The 19,789-nt window shown below is 65.2% G+C and carries 23 protein-coding genes; 14 read left to right on the top strand and 9 right to left on the bottom strand.

Annotation, left to right across the window (positions count from 1 at the left end):
- Positions 1 to 2: 2 nt before the first annotated feature.
- From QOL79_RS10250 to QOL79_RS10240, 3 genes are read right to left on the bottom strand one after another with little or no spacing between them, the layout of a single operon-like run.
- Positions 3 to 1,499, bottom strand: coding sequence for a type II and III secretion system protein family protein (locus tag QOL79_RS10250; RefSeq protein WP_204993009.1), 1,497 nt, complete (start codon positions 1,497 to 1,499; stop codon positions 3 to 5).
- A 1-nt stretch (position 1,500) separates the two neighbouring features.
- Entirely contained in the window at positions 1,501 to 2,532 is a 1,032-nt protein-coding gene (gene cpaB, locus QOL79_RS10245) for a Flp pilus assembly protein CpaB (protein ID WP_058456641.1), read from the bottom strand.
- 47 nt (positions 2,533 to 2,579) lie between these two features.
- On the bottom strand, positions 2,580 to 3,068 hold the full coding sequence (locus tag QOL79_RS10240) for an A24 family peptidase (RefSeq protein ID WP_283419534.1): 489 nt from the start codon (positions 3,066 to 3,068) through the stop codon (positions 2,580 to 2,582).
- A 94-nt stretch (positions 3,069 to 3,162) separates the two neighbouring features.
- Between QOL79_RS10240 and QOL79_RS10235 the strand changes: the two genes are divergently transcribed.
- Both QOL79_RS10235 and QOL79_RS10230 read left to right on the top strand, forming a co-directional pair.
- The gene (locus QOL79_RS10235) at positions 3,163 to 4,293 is read left to right on the top strand and encodes an NAD(P)/FAD-dependent oxidoreductase (RefSeq protein WP_283419533.1); all 1,131 of its coding nucleotides are present in this window, start codon (positions 3,163 to 3,165) and stop codon (positions 4,291 to 4,293) included.
- An 89-nt stretch (positions 4,294 to 4,382) separates the two neighbouring features.
- On the top strand, positions 4,383 to 4,559 hold the full coding sequence (locus QOL79_RS10230; protein ID WP_082657774.1) for a YegP family protein: 177 nt from the start codon (positions 4,383 to 4,385) through the stop codon (positions 4,557 to 4,559).
- 18 nt (positions 4,560 to 4,577) lie between these two features.
- On the opposite strand, the gene rnhA is transcribed toward QOL79_RS10230, so the two are convergent.
- From rnhA to ispH, 3 genes are read right to left on the bottom strand one after another with little or no spacing between them, the layout of a single operon-like run.
- Positions 4,578 to 5,030, bottom strand: a complete 453-nt coding sequence (rnhA, locus tag QOL79_RS10225; protein ID WP_058456644.1) for a ribonuclease HI — start codon at positions 5,028 to 5,030, stop codon at positions 4,578 to 4,580.
- Positions 5,027 to 5,986, bottom strand: coding sequence for a homoserine kinase (gene thrB / locus QOL79_RS10220; RefSeq protein WP_283419532.1), 960 nt, complete (start codon positions 5,984 to 5,986; stop codon positions 5,027 to 5,029). The genes rnhA and thrB overlap by 4 nt, the downstream gene beginning before the upstream one ends.
- On the bottom strand, positions 5,986 to 6,972 hold the full coding sequence (gene ispH / locus QOL79_RS10215) for a 4-hydroxy-3-methylbut-2-enyl diphosphate reductase (protein WP_204993003.1): 987 nt from the start codon (positions 6,970 to 6,972) through the stop codon (positions 5,986 to 5,988). Before ispH ends, thrB begins: the two co-directional genes overlap by 1 nt.
- 149 nt (positions 6,973 to 7,121) lie before the next feature.
- Between ispH and QOL79_RS10210 the strand changes: the two genes are divergently transcribed.
- The 9 genes from QOL79_RS10210 to tatC all read left to right on the top strand — a co-directional run bounded on the left by QOL79_RS10210 (position 7,122) and on the right by tatC (position 14,388).
- Entirely contained in the window at positions 7,122 to 7,793 is a 672-nt protein-coding gene (locus tag QOL79_RS10210) for a hypothetical protein (protein ID WP_058456647.1), read from the top strand.
- A 136-nt stretch (positions 7,794 to 7,929) separates the two neighbouring features.
- Entirely contained in the window at positions 7,930 to 9,657 is a 1,728-nt protein-coding gene (gene argS, locus QOL79_RS10205; protein ID WP_283419531.1) for an arginine--tRNA ligase, read from the top strand.
- Positions 9,657 to 10,433 (top strand): SPOR domain-containing protein, encoded by a 777-nt coding sequence (locus tag QOL79_RS10200; RefSeq protein WP_283419530.1) that lies wholly within the window; start codon positions 9,657 to 9,659, stop codon positions 10,431 to 10,433. Before argS ends, QOL79_RS10200 begins: the two co-directional genes overlap by 1 nt.
- Positions 10,434 to 10,539: 106 nt before the next feature.
- Positions 10,540 to 11,547: a beta-N-acetylhexosaminidase gene (nagZ, locus tag QOL79_RS10195; protein ID WP_283419529.1), complete on the top strand. Its 1,008-nt coding sequence runs from the start codon at positions 10,540 to 10,542 to the stop codon at positions 11,545 to 11,547.
- An 8-nt stretch (positions 11,548 to 11,555) separates the two neighbouring features.
- Positions 11,556 to 12,326 carry a segregation and condensation protein A gene (locus QOL79_RS10190; protein WP_283419528.1) on the top strand — a complete coding sequence of 257 codons (771 nt, stop codon included), beginning with the start codon at positions 11,556 to 11,558 and terminating at the stop codon, positions 12,324 to 12,326.
- Positions 12,323 to 12,916 carry an SMC-Scp complex subunit ScpB gene (gene scpB / locus QOL79_RS10185; protein ID WP_283419527.1) on the top strand — a complete coding sequence of 198 codons (594 nt, stop codon included), beginning with the start codon at positions 12,323 to 12,325 and terminating at the stop codon, positions 12,914 to 12,916. The genes QOL79_RS10190 and scpB overlap by 4 nt, the downstream gene beginning before the upstream one ends.
- 25 nt (positions 12,917 to 12,941) lie before the next feature.
- Positions 12,942 to 13,169, top strand: a complete 228-nt coding sequence (locus QOL79_RS10180) for a twin-arginine translocase TatA/TatE family subunit (RefSeq protein WP_058456653.1) — start codon at positions 12,942 to 12,944, stop codon at positions 13,167 to 13,169.
- Positions 13,170 to 13,204: 35 nt separating this feature from the next.
- Positions 13,205 to 13,585: a Sec-independent protein translocase protein TatB gene (tatB, locus tag QOL79_RS10175; protein WP_204992996.1), complete on the top strand. Its 381-nt coding sequence runs from the start codon at positions 13,205 to 13,207 to the stop codon at positions 13,583 to 13,585.
- Entirely contained in the window at positions 13,582 to 14,388 is an 807-nt protein-coding gene (tatC, locus tag QOL79_RS10170; protein ID WP_204992995.1) for a twin-arginine translocase subunit TatC, read from the top strand. Before tatB ends, tatC begins: the two co-directional genes overlap by 4 nt.
- Before the next feature lie 17 nt (positions 14,389 to 14,405).
- Here the strand turns inward: tatC and QOL79_RS10165 are convergent, their stop codons facing one another.
- Positions 14,406 to 14,534 (bottom strand): entericidin A/B family lipoprotein, encoded by a 129-nt coding sequence (locus QOL79_RS10165; RefSeq protein ID WP_058456656.1) that lies wholly within the window; start codon positions 14,532 to 14,534, stop codon positions 14,406 to 14,408.
- 227 nt (positions 14,535 to 14,761) lie between these two features.
- Positions 14,762 to 16,219, bottom strand: a complete 1,458-nt coding sequence (gene mgtE, locus QOL79_RS10160) for a magnesium transporter (protein ID WP_204992994.1) — start codon at positions 16,217 to 16,219, stop codon at positions 14,762 to 14,764.
- Positions 16,220 to 16,371: 152 nt separating this feature from the next.
- Between mgtE and QOL79_RS10155 the strand changes: the two genes are divergently transcribed.
- Complete coding sequence (locus QOL79_RS10155; RefSeq protein WP_204992993.1) at positions 16,372 to 16,821, top strand: peptidylprolyl isomerase; 450 nt, start codon at positions 16,372 to 16,374, stop codon at positions 16,819 to 16,821.
- 162 nt (positions 16,822 to 16,983) lie between these two features.
- Here the strand turns inward: QOL79_RS10155 and QOL79_RS10150 are convergent, their stop codons facing one another.
- The gene (locus tag QOL79_RS10150; protein WP_283419526.1) at positions 16,984 to 18,114 is read right to left on the bottom strand and encodes an NAD(P)H-dependent flavin oxidoreductase; all 1,131 of its coding nucleotides are present in this window, start codon (positions 18,112 to 18,114) and stop codon (positions 16,984 to 16,986) included.
- A gap of 96 nt (positions 18,115 to 18,210) precedes the next feature.
- Here QOL79_RS10150 and nadC point away from each other — a divergent pair, with 96 nt between their 5' ends.
- Both nadC and QOL79_RS10140 read left to right on the top strand, forming a co-directional pair.
- Positions 18,211 to 19,059, top strand: a complete 849-nt coding sequence (nadC, locus tag QOL79_RS10145; RefSeq protein WP_283419525.1) for a carboxylating nicotinate-nucleotide diphosphorylase — start codon at positions 18,211 to 18,213, stop codon at positions 19,057 to 19,059.
- On the top strand, positions 19,046 to 19,762 hold the full coding sequence (locus tag QOL79_RS10140; RefSeq protein ID WP_283419524.1) for a ribonuclease T2 family protein: 717 nt from the start codon (positions 19,046 to 19,048) through the stop codon (positions 19,760 to 19,762). Before nadC ends, QOL79_RS10140 begins: the two co-directional genes overlap by 14 nt.
- Positions 19,763 to 19,789: the final 27 nt, after the last annotated feature.

Raw genomic sequence — 19,789 nt, 5'->3', positions numbered from 1 at the left:
TGTCACTTGCCGACGCTGAAACCCGGCGCGGCCGTGCCGGCAGCGCGCGGACGGTCGGCATCGCCGACCGACGTATCGAGCTTCGGTTTCGGCCGGTCGCCGCCCGTCACGCCGTCGCTCGTCTGGTTGAGGAGCAGGCGCTGCAGGTCGTTCGAATCCTGATAGGCATCGGTCGGCAGCTTGATCTCGTTCGCCGTGACCGGCTGGACGAGATAGGGCGTCACCACGATTACCAGCTCGGTCTCGCCACGGCGGAAGCTGTCCGATTTGAACAGCGTGCCGAGAAGCGGAACGTCGCCGAGGCCGGGAACCTTGTCGATCGCGCCGATCGAACGGTTGTTCATCAGGCCCGCGATCATGAAGCTTTCGCCCGAACCGAGTTCGACCGTCGTCTCGGCGCGGCGGATAGTCAGCGCCGGGACCTGGAAGCCGTCCATTTCGATGGCGCCTTCGGTCGACAGTTCCGACACTTCCGGGCGCACGCGCAGGCTGATGCGGCCGTTCGAAAGAACGGTCGGCGTATAGGCCAGGCTGACGCCATATTTGCGATACTCGATCGTGGTGCTTGCGAAATTGCCCGGGATGGGAACCGGGAATTCGCCGCCGGCCAGGAAGTCGGCCGTTTCGCCCGAAATCGCGGTCAGGTTCGGCTGCGCGAGCGTGACGACCATGCCCGACCGTTCGCCGATGTCGAGCGAGGCCATGACATCGAGGCCGAAGAGGCGGCCGGCGGCGCCGAAGCTGTTGACGCCGGCAGGCGTAGTGAACTGATAGGTGGTCCCGGTCGCGCCCGAGGAACCCTCGCCCGGGTACGTGATCGTACCCGCCGTGCGGCCCCGTACCACGCTGCCGAGGAAGCCGTTGCCGAACTGGCCGTCGCGGTCGCGGGTCAGCAGGTTTCCGCTGATTTCCTTGAGAAGCGTACGGTTCACTTCGGCGATGCGGACCTGCAGGTTGACCTGCAGCGGGGTTGCAGTGCGAAGGCGCGATAGCACCTTGGTCTGGTCGCCTACGAACGCCTGGACGAGGCGCTCGGCCTCCGCCGCATCGTCGGGCGAAGGCACGGTGCCGGTCAGCAGGATGAAGCCGTTCATCGTGTTCGACGCGATCTTTGCATCGGGCATTGCGAGCGACAGCATCTGGTCGATCGTCTCGATGTTGTTGCCGACACGGGCGACGGTCGAATAGACGACCCGGCCGCTGGCATCGGTCGCATAGATGCTCGTTTCGCCGGGCGCCTTGCCGAAGACATAGAGCTGGCGGCTGGAGCGGACCTGGACGTCGGCGACCTTGTCGTCGGCGACGAACACGTCGGTCATCGGCGCGCTCAGGCTGATCAGGCGGCCGCGACCGACAGACAGGTCGACACTGCTGCTGGCGTTCTGCGTCGCCTGCGCCGCCGCCTGCTGCACCGGGGCCGAGACCAGGGTCGCTGCGACCAGGCCGATGGCCAGGGTGCGGGCGAGCGCCGCGACCTTGAAAGTGGCTTTGCTGTTCATCTTATTTACCCCCAACCGTAATTTCGGTCACCTTGTCACCGCGGGTCACGCGAACGACCGGACCCTGGGGCGCCGCGGGGCCCATCGAAACGGGCGCGCCGCTGTACGACTGCTGTTGCTGCGGCTGGCGCGGAGCCGACACGCGGCCACGAACCGGAACCCAGAAGCGCGAGACGTCGCCACCGGTCGTGGCCGACGACTTGGCCGAGGTCGGACGCGCGGCGGCTTCGGCCAGCATCTTCTTTTCGGCGGCGGTACCACCGCCGGCGGGCACGTTCACTTCGCCCGAAGCAATGGCCGCCTCAAGGTCGCCGCTGTTTTCGGCGAGCGGGCGGAGCGCCAGCGAGAGCTGGCCCATATTCTGGGCGACGGCAATCTTTTCGGCGATTTCCGGCGTCGCTTCGAGCGTTACCGAGCCGAAAGTGCGGACGGGCGTCTTGCCGGTTTCATCTTCGGCGTCGTAGCGCTGGTCGGTCGCAAGGACGCGGACGTTGCGCACGATCGTTTCGGCGGTGTAAAGCTCATCGTCGGGATAGGCGCTGCCTTCCTTGATCGAGAGCTTCTGCGCGAGGACGACGTCGACGCGGTCGCCGGGGAAGACGAAGCCCGCGACACCTTGTTCCTGGCTGACCTTCACCGTCACGGCGCGCATCCCCGGGCCAAGCGCCGCGGCGAGGAAGCCGCGATCGTCGGGGTGGACGAGCGCGCCCTGCGTCAGCGGCTGCCCTGCGGTGATCGGATAGCGAACGACCGTGCCGACCAGATTCTGGACTTCGGTCTCTTCCTTCAGGAAATAGGCCTTCTCGACCAGTTCCTTCGGCCAGGGCTGGAAACGGAAGCTGTCCGGACCGATAATCGTGCCCGCCGGCAGCTGCCGCGTTGCGACGAGGATCATGGGGCCATTGATTTCCGGTGCGGCCGCGGCGCGTGCCTGCGGCGCCGTTGCGCCCCGCATCATCTGGTTGACCCCGAACGCCGCGCCGATGGCAATCACCAGCGCGCCGACGATCAGCATAATCTTTCGCGTATCCATGACGATTTTTCGCCTCCTGCGCCAACCAGAGGTGGTCGCGCTTGCCCTCAACTCACAGCGATAAACTGAAACTGGTTAAGATAGTGTTGGTGAAGCGCCCAAAGTCCGGCTGCGGCGATAGCGACCCCATAGGGAACCTCTATCATCTTGTCCGAAGGGCGAATTTTCGAGTGGATCAGCATCACGGCCGACAGGATCCCGCCGCCGATTGCCATGAGCGTCAGCATCGGAATGAACAACGGGAGCGGAATCCACAGCATAACGCCGCCGATCATCTTCACGTCGCCGCCGCCCATCGCGCCCAGCGCGAACAGACCGGCGAAGACCAGAAATACCGCAAAGGCGGCGCCGAACTGGAGCGGGATTTCGGGCCAAAGTGCCAGTCCGCTGGTGATCCAGAAGGGGATGGCGAGCAGCGCGATCGCGGCATTCAGGCGGTTCGATATCGTGCGGGTGCGCAGGTCGCTCACCGCCGCGACGATCATCAGCACCGCGAGAAGTGCCATCAGGCCAAGCGTGATCGGACCGTTTTGCATCGGTCTATCCCTAGTGATCATGGCTTACCAAAAAGTAACCATGATCGGGCCGCGCGCGGCTTGCATTCCGCTCGCCAGCCGATATGCGGCGGCTATGACCGGTTCGCTCCTTTCCTCCATCGACGTCCTGATCGTCGGCGCGGGTATTGGCGGGGCCAGCCTCGCGGCGTCGCTGGCCCCGCACCGGCGGGTGCTGCTGATCGAGGCCGAAGCCATGCCGGGCTATCATGCGACCGGCCGGTCGGCGGCCTTCTGGCACGAAACCTATGGCGGCCCGGCCATCCAGCCGCTGTCGAAGGCATCGTTCGACCTGCTGCGCGATCCTCCGGCTGATTTTTCCGAGCGCGGCTTCCTGTCGCCGCGGGCGGCGTTCAATCTGGGACGGCGCGACGAGGCCGCGGTTGTGGACGAATTTACCGCGGGCTTCGCGGCGAAGGGCGTCGATATCCAGCGCATGAGCGGGGTTGAGGTGGCGCGTATCGTGCCCGGCATCCGTCCCGACTGGAGCGAGGCGGCCTATGAGGGGGCCTGCAGCGATATCGATGTCGGCGCTTTGCACGCGGCCTTTCTGCGCACGGCGAAGCGTGCGGGCGCGCAGCTTGCGACCAGCGCCACGCTGACGTCCGCCCGGCGGACGGCCTCCGGCTGGGATGTACAGGTCGGGACGGACATGTTGCACGCCAATGTCATCGTCAACGCGGCGGGGGCGTGGGCCGATACGGTCGCGGTGCGGTGCGGCGCCCGTCCGCTCGGCATCCAGCCCTATCGGCGGACGGTCGTGCAGTTGCGGCTGGGCGTCCCGGTTCCCGCGTCGCTGCCGCTCGTGATTCACGTCGGCGGCAGCTTCTACTTCAAGGGCGAGAGCGAGGGACGGGTGTGGCTCAGCCCGCATGATGAGACGCCGTCCGCGCCCTGCGACGCCGCGCCGGAGGAACTCGATGTCGCGATCGCGATCGACCGGCTGCAAGAGGTCGTCGACTGGCCGATCGCTGCCGTCGAACGCAAATGGGCGGGCCTTCGCAGTTTCGCCCCCGACCGGCTGCCCGTCTTTGGTGCCGATCCGCACGTCCCCGGCTTCGTCTGGTGTGCGGGGCAGGGCGGGTTCGGCATTCAGACATCGCCGGCGATCGGCGGGCTGCTTGCGGCGGAGCTTGGCGCGCCGCGGCCGGGTGGCGCGATCGGTGAAGTCGATCCTGCGCCTTTCGCGCCCGCGCGCTTTGCCTGACCAATCTACCGGCTTGCGCGGAGAAAAAGGCGCATTAGCATGGGTTTGGCTGCGTCACCCCCGGCACGGCCCGACCTGTGGAGGATGGCATGGCCCATTATTTCGAGATCAAGAAGAACAAGGCCGGCGAATTTGTCGCCTATTTCAAGTATAATAGCGAAGCTATCTTCTGGACCGAAGGCTATAGCAGCAAGGCATCCGCGAAGAATGCCATCGAGTCGATTTTGAAGAATGGCCCCGGCGCGGAAGTGCGCGAGACCGAATAATCGACGGTGCGCGGGCGTTCAGCGCGCCCGCGCCGCCTCCAACGCCGCATCGCTCGCCAGTTTGTCGGCCAGTTCATTGTCGCCATGCCCCGCATGGCCCTTGACCCAGATCCATTCGATCTTGTGCCGTTTCGCCTCGGCGACCAGCCGCTGCCACAGGTCGGCATTGGCGACCGGTTTTTTTGCGGCAGTCTTCCAACCGTTCTTCTGCCAGCCGAAAACCCATTTGGTGATGCCGTCGCGGACATAGACGCTGTCGGTCGACAATTCGACGTTGCATGGCCGTCTGAGTGCCGCGAGCGCCTCGATCGCTCCCATCAATTCCATGCGATTGTTGGTCGTGTCGGCTTCGCCGCCCGAAAGCGTCTTCACGACATCGCCCCAGCGCAGCACCGCGCCCCAGCCGCCGGGCCCCGGATTGCCCTTGCACGCGCCATCGGTGGCGACGATCACCGTCCGGCCCTCGGTCATGCGGCGAACAGGCTGGCGGCGTCGGCGGCCTGATAGCGGCGCAGACGGTTCAGGAAGGGCGCGGGATCCTTGCGCGTGACCAGCGCGTCGGCGGGCGTATGGACCCAGTCGTGCGCGCGCGTCAGCAGGAAGCGCAGCGATGCGCCGCGCGCGAGGAGGGGCAGGGCTGCCGTCTCGGCCTCGGACAGCGCGACCGCCTTTGCATAACCCCGCATCAGCGCGCTTGCTCGCCCGGTGTCGCAGGTCGCGCCGTCGTCCGAAAAGGTCCAGGAGGCATGCGTGACCGCGACGTCATAGGCACGAAAGTCGCTGGCCGCGAAATAGAAGTCGATGAGCCCCGTGACCGTGTCGCCGAGCATCAGCACATTGTCGGGAAACAGGTCGGCATGGATCACATGGGCCGGCAGTCCCGACGGCCAGTGGGCGTCGAGATAGGCGAGTTCGTCGTCCACGACCGCTTGCAGCCCCGGAATTACCGTATCGAGATCGCCCGTCGCTGCTGCGACACCGCGCCAGTGGCGGTGCCCCATGCTGTTTTCGCGCCCCCCCGCGAAATCGGCGACCGCGCGATGCATCGTGCCCAGCGCTTCGCCCGCCGCCTCGCATTGGCGCGGCGAGGGGTGGGTCAGCGAAATGCCCGGCAGGAACTGGATGATGCAGGCGGCGCGCCCGGAGACGCGCTGTATCGTGCGGCCTTCGCGATCCTCGATCATCGCGGGCACGGGGCTGCCGCGACGCGCGAGATGATTCAGCAAGTCGACGAAGAAGGGTAGGTCGCCTTCGCTCACCCGCCTTTCGTAGAGCGTCAAGATGAAGCGGCCACCGGTCGTTTCCAGCAGGAAGTTGCTGTTCTCGACGCCCTCGGCGATCCCTTTGCACGACAGGACGGTGCCGATGTCGTAGCGCGCGACGAGCGCCGCGAGGTCGTCGGGGTCGACGTGCGTATAGACCGCCATCAGTTCGCCGCCGGTTCGAGCCCGCGTGGCAGCTTGAAGACCATATTTTCTTCGGCCGTCACAACGACCTCCTCGCGGATCGGCCGATGCGCCGCGACGGCGTCGATCACTTCGCGGACCAGCATCTCGGGGGCGCTCGCGCCTGCGGTGATGCCGAGCGTCGCGATATCGCGCAGCCAGTCTGAATCGATGTCGGTTCCGCGCTGGACCAGATGCGCCGGGGTGCCCAGCCGCTCGGCGACTTCGACGAGGCGCAGGCTGTTCGAGCTGTTCGGCGCGCCGATCACAATCATGCGGTCGCACCGTCCGGCGATCGCTTTCACGGCGTCCTGCCGGTTCGATGTCGCGTAACAGATATCTTCGCCGCGCGGGCCACTGATCGACGGGAAACGATGTTGTAGCGCGGCAATGATGTCGCGCGTGTCGTCGACCGACAGCGTGGTCTGCGTCAGGAAGGACAGATTTTCCGGATCGGGCGGCGATAGCGCCGCGACATCGTCGACCGATTCGACCAGCGTCATCGCTCCTTGTGGCAACTGGCCGAGCGTGCCGATGACCTCGGGATGGCCCGAATGGCCGACAAAGACGATGTGGCGTCCGGCCTCATGCGCACGCTCGGCCTGACGATGCACTTTTGACACCAGCGGGCAGGTCGCGTCGATATAGTCGAGCCCGCGCGCTTCGGCCTTGGCGGGCACTGCCTTGGGCACGCCGTGCGCGCTGAACACGACCGGGACGCCGTCGGGGACCTGGTCGAGCGATTCGACGAAAATCGCGCCCTCGGCCTTCAGCGATTCAACGACGTAGCGGTTGTGCACGATTTCGTGACGGACATAGACCGGCGCTCCATAGCGCAGCAGCGCCAGTTCGACGATGCGGATCGCGCGGTCGACGCCGGCGCAAAAGCCGCGCGGCGCCGCGATTAATACATTGAGGATCGCGCTTTCGCTGCCTTGCGGGCGCACTATATTGTCGGGAGCGTTCATGGTCCGCGCGCTCTAGCGCAGCACAACTATCGCGGTAAAGCGGCTTCGTCCGTGTTGCGCCTCGTTCATCGCACCGATAAGAAGCGGCGCGCATGGAAGGGCGAGCAGCCCTTCGATGCCTCCGCGCGAGTTTGGAAAGTCCGGTTTTTATGATGTCATCTTCGTTGTCCTCCCGTAAATTTGTTGCCCTGCTCGGCGGAGCCGCGGCGCTGGCGACGGTGGCGGGCTGCGCAAAGGACAATGATATCGACGTTTCGTCGGGGGTCGGCATCACCTCGACGCGCAGCGCATGCCCGGCGATCGCGGTCCCGACCTATACCGGCGACATCACCCTCTTCGACCCCGCGACGAGCCGCGATGCGAGCGCGATCGACGTCGTCGCGACGATCACCAACCTGACGCCGCAATGCAATGAAGAAGGCGAGAAAGTCTATCAGCTCGCCAATTTCGACGTTATCGCGACGCGCCGCGATGCCGGCCCGGCGCGGACGGTGACCTTGCCCTATTTCTCGACCGTCGTGCAGGGCGGCACCGCGGTGGTGTCGAAGCGGATCGGCCAGGTGACGGTCAGCTTTGCCGACGGCCAGGTGCGCGGGACGGGCCATGGTCAGGCGGCCGCCTATGTCGACCGCGCGGCCGCGACGCTGCCTGCCGACATCCAGGAACGCATCACGCGCAAGCGGAAGGCAGGCGAGGAAGACGCAGCGGTCGACCCCCTGAGCATCCCCGAAGTGCGTACCGCGGTGCAGCGCGCCAGTTTCGAACTGCTCGTCGGCTTCCAGCTGACCCAGGATCAGCTCGAATATAACGTCCGACGATAAGCCGCGCGGCGGCGCCCGTTCGCGCCCTGCGCTTCGTTCGTCCCTGCGACGCCTTTTTGGCGGCGCAGGGCTTTTCGCGTTGCCCCGCCTAGGCTAGGGCGCCCCGACGATATTTGACCCAAAGCTAGGATCCGCCGTGACCCTGTTCAGCCGTTTCTCCGACCATATCGGCACCGCCCTCGATGCGCTTGTCGCCCGCGATGCCTTGCCTGCCGGGCTCGACCGCAGCGCGATCAGCGTCGAGCCGCCGCGCGACCCTTTGCACGGCGACGTCGCCACCAACGCCGCGATGGTGCTTGCCAAACCCGCGGGCACCAACCCGCGCACGCTTGCCGAACTGCTCGTCGCCGAACTCGGCGCGCTCGATGAAGTGACCGAGGCGAGCGTCGCCGGGCCTGGTTTCATCAACCTGCGCCTCGTCGATGACAGCTGGCGCAATGAACTTGCGCTTATCCATGCCGATGCCGGCGAATACGGCCGCTCGAAAATGGGTGAAGGTCGCTCGGTAAATGTCGAATATGTATCTGCGAACCCCACTGGACCGATGCACGTCGGCCATTGCCGCGGCGCGGTCGTCGGCGATGCGCTTGCCACGCTGCTCGAATATGCCGGACACAAGGTGATCCGCGAATATTATGTCAACGACGCGGGCGCGCAGGTCGATGTGCTCGCGCGCTCGGTGCACATGCGGTACCGCGAATCGCTTGGCGAGGATATCGGCGCGATTCCGGAAGGGCTCTATCCGGGCGACTATCTGAAGCCGGTCGCGGCTGACCTCGCGGCCAAATATGGCGACCGTTTCGTCGGCGCGCCGGAGAGCGAATGGCTCGTTCCGTTCCGCACGGCTGCGGTCGCCGCGATGATGGACATGATCCGCGACGATCTCGCAAAGCTCGGCATCCACCACAATCTCTTCTCGTCCGAGGCCGAATTGCAGGCCGAAGGCAAGCCCGCTGCTGCTGAAAAGTGGCTGCGCGATCATGATCTTGTCTATGATGGCGTGCTGGAAGCTCCCAAGGGCGAGACACCCGAGGATTGGGAGCCGGTCGAGCTCCCGCTGTTCCGCTCGACGCAGTTCGGCGATGACCAGGACCGGCCGATCAAGAAATCGGACGGCAGCTGGACCTACTTCGGCGCCGACCTCGCCTATCATTTCCAGAAGAGCCAGGGTGCCGACGAACTGATCGACATCTGGGGTGCCGACCACGCGGGAACGGTCAAGCGGATCAAGGCTGCGGTCGCGGCGCTGACCGGCGGAAAGACCCGTTTCGACGTCAAGCTGGTGCAGATGGTGCGGCTGCTCAAGAATGGCGAGCCCTTCAAGATGTCGAAGCGCGCCGGCAATTTTGTGACGCTCGCCGATATCGTCGACGAGGTCGGCAAGGATGCGGTGCGCTTCACCATGCTGACGCGCAAAGCCGACGCACAGATGGACTTCGACTTCGCGAAAGTGGTCGAGGCGTCGCGCGACAATCCGGTCTTCTATGTCCAATATGCCCATGCCCGGATCGCGTCGTTGAAGCGCAGGCTGGCCGACGCCGGCGTCGCGCCGGCCACGCCGAACACGGCGCGGCTCGACGATTATGAGCTGGGGCTGGTCAAGCTGCTCGCGCAATTCCCGCGGATCGTCGAATCCGCCGCTTCGGCGCGCGAGCCGCACCGGATCGCCTTCTTCCTCGGAGAGGTCGCGGCAGCGTTCCATGCGTGGTGGAACATGGGTAACGATCGTCCCGACGCCCGTATCATTTTGGCAAATGACCCCGAATTGACCGCGACCCGCCTTTATCTCGCCGATGGAATCGGGCAGGTTATCCGCAACGGGCTCCACCTGATGGGGGTAGAGGCGCTCGAGGAGATGAATTGATGGCGGAGGAGAAGGACGCGGGGCTGGGCCTGGAGGACGAAGACCGGCTTCCCTGGCTCGAAGCGGCCGACGATATGGGCGAAGATGGCGACGTCTCGCCCGTCCGGCTGCTCGTGATGGTGCTCGGCGGCCTGCTCCTCATTGGCGCGGTGCTCGGCGGCCTCTGGTGGCTGCAAAATGGCGGCGCGCGCGGAGATGGCGAGCTGATCGTGGCGCAAAAGGGCGACTACAAGGTCGCACCGAAAAGCGACGGCGCGAAGACGTTCGAGGGCGAGGGCGATGCAAGCTTTGCGGCGACCGAAGGCGCCGAGCCGTCGGGCAAGGTCGATGCAAGCCGTATGCCCGAGGAACCGGCGGTGACCCCGGCCGAACGCGAAGCCGCGGCGAAGGCCGCCAAGACAAAGTCGGATGCTGACAAATCGGCAGCCGCCAAGGATGAGGCGGCGCGGATCGCTGCCGCTGACAAGGGCAAGCCAAAGCCGGCAGCCATGTCGGTCAAGACGGGCGACGCCAAGGAAGCCGACAAGGTCGCCTCTGGCGGATCGGCGACGATCCAGCTCGGCGCCTTCAGCAGCGAAGCCGCAGCGGGCAAGGCGTGGACGACCCTGTCGAAGCGCTTCCCCTATCTCGCCGATCTCGGCAAGTCGGTGTCGCCCGCGAAGGTCGGCGACAATACCGTCTATCGTTTGCGTGCATCGGGCGGTTCGGCGGCAAATGCGTCTGCTTTGTGCGGAAAATTGCGCGTTGCGGGCGAAAATTGCGTCGTCGTCCGCTGATTTCGCGCATTTTGCCGCAGAAAGCGTTGGTTCGATAAGGATGCCGTGTCATCATGCTTGCATTGGCCGGGCTGCGCGGGAAGTACCGGTCGATGGAGTTTGACGCATGATACCGGCTATTTTCGGACTCTCGGGCCTGACCTTGACCGACGACGAGCGCGCTTTCTTTCGCGACAGCGGCCCTGCAGGGTATATCCTGTTCGGGCGCAATATCGAAAACCGCGAGCAGCTGCGCCGCCTGACCGACGAACTGCGGGACCTTGACGGCCGCGCCAATCTGCCGATCCTTATCGATCAGGAAGGGGGGCGCGTCGCGCGGATGAAATCGCCCGAATGGCCGGATTTCCCGAGCGGGGCGGCGTTCGATGCGCTCTACGAACGTGCGCCGGCCAGTGCGATCGAGGCAGCGCGACTCAATGCGATGGCACTCGCGTCGATGCTGGCCGAGGTCGGCATCACGGTTGATTGCCTGCCGTTGCTCGACGTGCGTCAACCCGGCGCCAGCGATGTGATCGGCGATCGCGCGCTCGGTAGCGAACCGATGCGCGTCGCGGCGCTTGGTCGCGCGATTCTTTCCGGACTACAGGACGGCGGGGTCGTCGGTGTGGTCAAGCATATCCCGGGCCATGGCCGCGCGATGCTCGACACGCACGAGGCGCTGCCGACCGTCACTGCGGCCGACCGCGACCTCCAGACCGATCTTGCGCCTTTCGCGGCGCTGCGCGACGCCGCGATGGCGATGACCTGCCACGTGATTTTTGAGGCGTGGGATCCCGATCGGCCCGCAACCCTATCGCCGCTCGTCATCGATACCATCATCCGCCAGCGTGTCGGCTTCCATGGCTTGCTCATGACCGACGATCTCGACATGAAGGCGCTGTCGGGCGATGTGCCCTCGCGCGCGGCCGAAGCGATCGATGCAGGCTGCGACATCGCGCTTAATTGCTGGGCGAAAATGGACGATATGATCGGTATCGCGAACGCGCTCGATCCCATCAGCACCGTGTCGCTTGCCCGGCTGGAAGGTGCGATGGACCGGATCATCGGCACCCATGATCAACGGGCCTTCGATGTGCTCGTCGACCAGCGCGACGCGCTGCTGGCGCTTGCCTGAGGGCGGCGATGGACGAACTGCCGCTCGATTTCGAATTGGCTCCGGCGGCAGCTGAGCGCGAGGATGCGCTGCAACTCAGCCTCGAAAGTTGGGAAGGCCCGCTCGACCTGCTTCTAACGCTGGCGCGAAGCCAGAAGGTCGATCTTCGCCAGATTTCGATCCTGCAACTTGTCGAACAGTATCTGGCCTTCATCGCCGAAATGCGCGCGAAGCTGGAGGTCGCGGCTGATTATCTCGTGATGGCGGCGTGGCTCGCCTATCTCAAATCGGCGCTGCTGCTTCCCAAGGATCCGCTCGAGGAGCCGTCGCCCGACGAACTGGCGCTGCGCCTGCAACTCCGCCTCCAGCGCCTCGCGGCGATGCGCGAGGCGGCCGCACGCTTGCTCGCGCGCGATCGCATCGGCCGTGATGTCTTTCTCCGTGCGAAGCCCGAGGGGCTGCGCGATGTGAAACTGCGGCGCTGGGATGCCAGCCTCTATGACCTGCTTTCGGCCTATGGGCAGGTCAAGCTGCGCACCGAACCGGTGGTTCATATGGTTTCCCGGCGTCCGGTGGTCACCCTCGACGCTGCGCTTCATCACCTCGAACGTCTGATCGGGGTCCAGCTCGACTGGGCTGAACTCTCGGATTTTCTGCCTCCCGACTATCAGGGATCGCTCCGCCGCTCGGCGATCGCGTCGAGTTTCCTCGCCGCGCTCGAACTCGCGCGGCAGGGGCGCGTCGACCTGAAGCAGGAGGCCGCTTTCGAACCGCTCTATCTGAAAGCCGCAAAAGCATGATCGACGATCTGGAACGAGCGATAGAGGCGATGCTGTTCGCGAGCGACGAGCCGCTCGACCCGCGGCAGGTCGCGGCGCGGCTCGGCGACGAGATGACGCCGGGGCAGGTGAAGGCGATTATCGAAGCTATCGCACAGCGCCACGCGGGCAGCGGCATCGAACTGATCGAGCGCGGCGGTCATTGGCATTTTCAAACCCCCGCCGACTTGGCGCATCTTCTGCGCCGCGAGCGTGACGATCCGCGCAAATTGTCGCGCGCCGCCGCCGAAGTCCTGGCGATTGTGGCCTATCACGAACCCGTCAGCCGCGCCGAGATCGAGGCGATCCGCGGGGTTCAGACCTCGAAAGGGACGCTCGACGTGCTCATGGAAGCTGAATGGATCGCTCCCGCCGGGCGGCGCGAAGTTCCGGGGCGGCCGCTTATTTACAAGACGACCGACGCTTTCCTGCAACATTTCGGCCTCACCAGCCGCAAGGACCTGCCGGGAATCGAGGATTTGCGCGCGGCCGGCCTGCTCGACCCTGTCGACCTTGCTTTCGAGGAGGCAATGGGCGAACTGGACCTAGTAAAAGACGGTGAAGAGGCCTAGATGAGCCCTTCAAGGAGATTTTGAGATGGGTAGCTTCAGCATCTGGCACTGGCTCGTGGTCGGTATTCTTGTCCTTCTGCTGTTCGGCAAGGGCCGCTTCTCCGACATGATGGGCGACGTCGCCAAGGGCATCAAAAGCTTCAAGAAGGGCATGGCCGACGACGATGTCCCGCCCGCTCCGAAGCAGATCGAGGGGCAGCGGACGCCCGACGCCGCCACTCCGACGCCGACCGCGGAAACCGAAATCCGCTGATCGCGCCGCGCCGCCTGCGGGGGAAGCTTTAGTTCATGTTTGACGTCGCGCCCACCGAGTTGCTGCTCGTCGTGGTGGTGGCCCTGGTGGTCATCGGGCCCAAGGATCTGCCCAAGGCGATGCGCTTTGTCGGCAAATGGGTCGGTAAGGCGCGCGGCATGGCGCGCCATTTCCGGTCGGGCCTCGACACGATGATGCGCGAGGCCGAACTGGAAGAGCTCGAAAAGCAGTGGCGCGAGCAGAATGACGCGATCATGCGCGAATTTCCGCGGATCGATGACGCTGCGGCAGGGACGCCGCCGATTCTTGCCGCGACCGACAGCGGCGAGGCACCGCCCGAAAATCCCGATCATGCCGCCGCGGCCACCAAGCCCGAGACGCACGAAGTGCCGCCTCGTGATGGGCCGCTGCCATGACTGCCGAAACCCCCGTAACGGCCGACGAGGATGGCGCCGGCGGCAAGATGCCATTGCTCGACCATCTGATCGAACTGCGCTCGCGGCTCCTGAAATCGCTGCTCGCGGTCGGGCTGGCTTTCGGAGTCTGCCTCTATTTCGCGCGGCCGATCTTCGGCATTCTCGTGCATCCTCTGGTCGTCGCGGGGCAGGGTAAGCTGATCTACACCCAGCTGTTCGAGGCCTTCTTCGTCGAGATCAAGGTCGCGCTGTTCTCGGCCATGATGATCGCGTTCCCTGTGATCGCCAACCAGCTCTGGAAATTCGTCGCTCCCGGCCTGTACCGCAAGGAAAAGCGCGCGCTGCTGCCCTTCCTGTTCGCGACGCCGGTGCTCTTCACGGTCGGCGCGTGCTTCGCTTATTTCATTACGATCCCGATCGCCCTCAAATTCCTGCTCGGATACCAGGGCGAAGTCGGCGGAGTGACGCAGGAGGCGCTGCCCTCGGTCGGCAATTATCTGAGCTTCGTGATGCAGTTCATCATGGCGTTCGGCATCGCCTTCTTGTTGCCGATCCTGTTGATGCTGATCGAACGCGCGGGCCTCGTGACGCGCGAGCAGCTCATTTCTGCGCGGCGCTATATGATCGTTGCGGCGTTTGCGATCGCTGCGGTGTTCACGCCGCCCGATATCCTCAGCCAGCTCCTGCTCGCGATTCCGCTCGTCTTTCTCTACGAGCTGTCGATCTTTGCGATCTGGTTTACGGGCCGCAAACGCAAGACAGGCGCCGAAGCGGCGCCTGTCGAGCCTCTCGAAGAGGCTTAGGGTAAGCTTCCCGCCGATTAGTGAATGGCGTCGCTACCCGCCTGGCCGACCGACTCGATGTCGCGGCCAACGCCCTTCACCGTGTTGCAGCCAGCGACCAGAAAGCTAGCAAGCAGGGTGAGGAGGATTACACGGATACTCGTCATTTGATTCACCTCTCACGGGTCTTCTTGGACGCAAAATGGCCCGGCACGCTTCGAGGGGGGGGAGGGAATGCGGGCCGGGCCAATGTTGCTGAGCAGCGCTGCGGGGGGGGCGATGACCGCTGCTCGAAGGGGAAACGGACGGTGCCCGTCAAAAGTTCCCGAAAAAAATCACACAGGTGAAATTTTTTCGCGGCGCATTTGAATCGCTTGGATTTCAGAGCGTTGACCTAGAGCGACGTCAGTCCGCTGGCCACCGCGAGCCCCAGAAAGGCGAGAAATCCCATCGAATCCGTCGTCATCGTGACGAAAATCGAGCTCGCAACGGCAGGGTCCTGATCGAGCCGGTCCAGTAGCAGCGGGATCGCTACCCCGGCTACGCCAGCGACGAATATGTTCACGATCATCGCCGCGGCGATGACCGCGCCCAATTGCGGATTGCCGAACCAGAGCGCGGTAGCGGTCCCGGCGATCAGCGCGATCGTACCGCCATTGAGCAGCGCGATCTTTATTTCGCGCCACACGGCGCGATAGCTGTTCGAATCGGTGAGCTGGTTCATCGCGAGCGCGCGGACGGTGACCGCAAGCGTCTGCGTTCCCGCATTGCCGCCGACGCCGGCGACGATTGGCATCAGCGCCGCGAGCGCGACCATATGCTCGATCGCGCCGCCGAAGATGCCGACGATGCTCGACGCGACCAGCGCGGTGCCAAGGTTGGCGATCAGCCAGCGGACGCGAGCCGCATAGGTTTCGCGGATCGGCTCGTTGATGTCGCCGTCGCCGGCGCCCGAGAGGCGGAGGATGTCTTCGCCTGCTTCTTCCTGGATGATATGGACGACGTCATCGACCGTGATCATCCCGACGAGGCGCCCCGCCTTGTCGACGACCGCCGCCGAGATCAGCGCATATTTCTGAAAGCGGAGCGCGACCTCTTCCTGATCCATGTCGACGGGGATCAGCGTCTGCTCGCGCTTCATCACGTCGCTGACGGCAATGTCGCGCGGCGTGCGGAGAATCCAGCTCAGCTGGCAGGTTCCGACCGGGCGATGCAGCGGATCGACGACGAAGATTTCCCAGAAATCGGTCGCGAGGTCGACATCCTCGCGCAGCCGGTCGATGACGTCGCCGACGGTCACATGCTCGGGCACCGCGACATATTCGCGCTGCATGAGGCGTCCGGCGGATTCCTCCGGGTAGGAAAGCGCGTCCTCGATCGCGGCGCGATCCTCGGGCTCCATCGCCTCGAGAACGGCCTGCTGATCGTCCTCCTCCATATCCTCGATGATCGCGACGGCATCGTCGGTATCGAGTTCGGAGGCGAGTTCGGCGACCTGCTCTGGCGCGAGGAGGTCGATCAGCTCCTCGCGCACATAATCGTTCATTTCCGCCAGCACGTCGGCGGAGAGCATGTCGCCCAGCACGGCGGCAAGGACCGGGCGCTCGTCGGAGCTTGCGAGTTCAAAAAGGTCGGCGATGTCGGCCGGATGGAGACGGCCTATGCGCTCGCGCGCGGCCTCGCCTTCGCCTTCCTCGGCAAGGTCGATGACCTCGCGGACGAAGCGAGGACGCAGGCGATCATCCTCGTCGAGTTCGGTTTCGGTTTCGCGCGCAGGCTGGTCACGGCCGGCATCGCGATCGTCGGTGAGGATGGCGCCTTCGTCCGGCAGGGGTTCTTCGCGTTTGTCCATCGCGGTCCTCCCTGGATCATGCGGCGTCCGAGCCTCCCCTAGTCCCGCGGGCACACGATGGCAACGCCGCGCCGTCCATTTGCGTATTTAGTGCGTGCATTGCCGCGCGGCCCCGCTATGGCACCGCCAAATCCCCAATGAAGGAGCAAATCATGTCCGACCAGACGCTCACCCTTTCGCTGTCGACCGGCGATGTCGTCATCCGCCTGCGCCCCGACCTTGCGCCGCAACACGTCGAGCGCATCACGTCGCTCGCCAAGGAAGGCTTTTACGACGGCGTCGTCTTCCACCGCGTGATCCCGGGCTTCATGGCGCAGGGCGGCGACCCGACGGGCACCGGCATGGGCGGCAGCAAGCTTCCCGACCTGCCGCAGGAATTCAGCGCCGAGCCGCATGTCCGCGGCGTCTGCTCGATGGCGCGCGCGCAGAACCCGAACAGCGCGAACAGCCAGTTCTTCATCTGCTTCGACGACGCGCGCTTTCTCGACAAGCAGTACACCGTCTGGGGCGAAGTGATCGAAGGCATGGACAATGTCGACGCCCTCCCCAAGGGCGAGCCGCCGCGCGAACCCGGCAAGATCGTCAAGGCGACGGTGGCGTAAGTCACGTAACGAATCCTCCCCGTGGCCCAGGCATGGGGAGGGGGACCATGCGAAGCATGGTGGTGGGGCGGCGAGCGTAGTGAGCGCTCTGCGCTCGGCCCCTCCGCCAGCCTGCAGGCTGCCACCTCCCCATCGCTTCGCGACAGGGAGGATCCGGAAATCTCAGTCCTCGATAAAGCCGTTCAATCGCTCGCAGGCAGCGATCCAGTCGGCCTTGAATTCCTGCACGACCTGTCCGGCACCCATCGCTTCGTTCATCAGGCCTACCCCCTGGCCGACCCAATAGGTCGCGAGCGCTTTCGCACCTTCGTGACCGCCCTCCGAGAGCTTATCGACCTTGCGCAACGCCGGTTCGCTGACCAGCGACTGGAGCGGCATCGGTAGCGGCTTCGGCGCGCCCTCGGCCTCCCAGGCGTCGGTCCAGGGCGAGCGGAGCTGGCGCGACGGCTTGCCGGTACGGCTCTTCGAACGGACGGTATCGCGCGACGAGGCGGCGAGCATCTTTTCCTTCACCACCGGGTTGGTTTCGGCCTCCGCGGTCGTCAGCCAGACCGATCCGCACCAGGCGCCATGCGCGCCCATCGCCATCGCGGCGGCCATCTGGCGCCCGGTGACGATACCGCCGGCGGCAAGGATCGGCGTCGTCGCGCCGACGGCTTCGACGGCAGCCGCGACCTCGGGAACGAGCACCATCGTCGCAACTTCGCCGCAGTGGCCGCCGGCTTCGCCGCCCGCGACGACAAGGATGTCGACGCCCGCGCGAACCTGCGCCAGCGCATGGTCGCGGGTGCCGACCAGCGCGGCCACCGGTACGCCATGCCGCTTGCCGAGTTCGAGCATCAGCGGCGGCGGAACGCCAAGCGCATTGGCAATCAGCTTGATCGGATGACGGAAGGCGACTTCGAGCAGTTTCGCGGCACCATCGTCGGTCATATTTTCGCCGAGACCGCCGCCGATGCTGGGAAGCGCCAGATTTCCGTCGTCGACGCCGTGCTTGACGAGCAGGTCGGCGACGAAGGCCTTATGCTCGGCGGGGATCGGCGGCAGTTCGCTCCGGGCTTCGCCTTTGCCTGCGAAGCTGTTCGGGACGATCAGGTCGACGCCATAGGGCAGGCCGCCGATATGCGCGTCGATCCACGCCAGTTCTTCCTCGAGCCGCTCGGGCGGCAGCGACGCGGCGCCAAAGACGCCCATGCCGCCGGCCTTCGACACTGCGACGATGACGTCGCGGCAGTGCGAGAAGGCGAGCAAAGGAAATTCGATGCCGAGCATCGCGCAGATCGGGGATTGCATGGGGCCTCTCTCCATTTCTCTATTTGCAGCCATGTCAGCGTTAGTTGACGTAAACGTCAAGTTGATTTGCGCGGGCGCCCCTCTATCGCTCGTCGCATGAGCGATTTTTCCCTTTCCGGTTTCGACCTTGGCGCCTTTGTGCGCAGCACCTTGGCCGAGGATATGGCGTCGGGGGGCGATATCACGTCGATGGCGACGATCCCGGCCGGCGCGCGCTTTTCGGGAGTGATGGACAGCCGCGACGCGATCACCGTCGCCGGTCTGCCGATCGCCGCGATGTTCTTCCGCGCGCTCGATCCGGCGATGGAGATCGAGATACTGGCGGACGAAGGCGAACAGGTCGCGGCGGGCAGCGACCTGATGCGGCTGACGGGCAACGCGCGCGCGATGCTCACCGCCGAGCGCTCGGCGCTGAATACGGTGCAACATCTGTCGGGGATCGCGACGATGACGCGGCAGTATGTCGATGCGCTTGCGGGGACGGGGGCGACTTTGCTCGACACGCGCAAGACGATTCCTGGCCTGCGTGTGCTCGAGAAATATGCGACGCGGACCGGCGGAGCGACGAACCATCGCATGGGCCTGTGGGACGCGGCGATGATCAAGGACAATCATGTCGCGGTCGCGGGATCGGTCGAGGAAGCCGTCCGCCGCGCGGTCGATGCCGGGATCGAACGGATCATCGTCGAGGTCGACCGGGTCGCGCAGGTCAGGCCCGCGCTGGCGGCGGGCGCGACGCATCTGTTGCTCGACAATATGAGCCTCGACGAACTGCGCCAATGTGTCGCGCTGGTCGACGGCAAGGTGCCGACCGAAGCATCGGGCGGCGTTCGACTAGACACCATTCATGACATCGGCGCGACCGGAGTGACCTATGTGTCGGTCGGACGGCTCACCCAGTCGGCGCCCGCAGCCGATATCGGGCTCGACTTTGCGCTGGCTTAGCGCTGTCGCGCTGGCGCTGATGCCGGTCACGGCGCAGGCGCAGGCGCTCTCCTGTTCGGTGCCTGACCGCGTTTCCGTGCCGCGACTCGAACGCCCGGCGCGCGACGAGCCGGTGCGCAAGCCGCCGACGACAGGCTATTTGCTCAGCATGAGCTGGTCGCCGCAGCATTGCGCCGACGTCCGGAACCCGAAGGATGTCCGCGACCGTTTCCAATGTTCGGGCGAAAACGGCCGCTTCGGCTGGGTGCTGCACGGTTTGTGGCCCGAGACCGACACCAGAGATTATCCGCAATGGTGCCGCCCGGCGAAGATCGTGCCGCAGCCGGTGCTGAAGAAACATATGTGCATGACACCCTCGGCGCAGCTGCTGCAGCATGAATGGGCGAAGCACGGCACGTGCATGAGCCCGCATCCGGCCGCCTATTTTGCGGCGGCGTCGAAGCTGTTCCGGGCGGTCCGCTTTCCCGACATGAAGGCACTCGCCGCCGAGCCGCAGACGGCGGGGAGCATCCGCCGCGCCTTCGCGGCGCGCAACAAGGGCGTGACCGCCGCGATGGTCGCAGTGTCGACCAATCGTGACGGGTGGCTGGACGAAGTGCGGCTGTGCCTCGGTCCGCGAATGCGTCCGCGGGCATGCAAGCCGTTCCAGGTCGGCGCTCCCGACGGCAAGCCGGTGCGCATCACGCCAATGCCCGGCAGTTAACGATCAGGCGCAATGGCGTCCCGCGCC

It is taken from the genome of Sphingopyxis sp. Geo48 (assembly GCF_949769155.1).
Taxonomy (GTDB): domain Bacteria; phylum Pseudomonadota; class Alphaproteobacteria; order Sphingomonadales; family Sphingomonadaceae; genus Sphingopyxis.
This window is presented reverse-complemented; position numbering and strand designations above follow the sequence as displayed.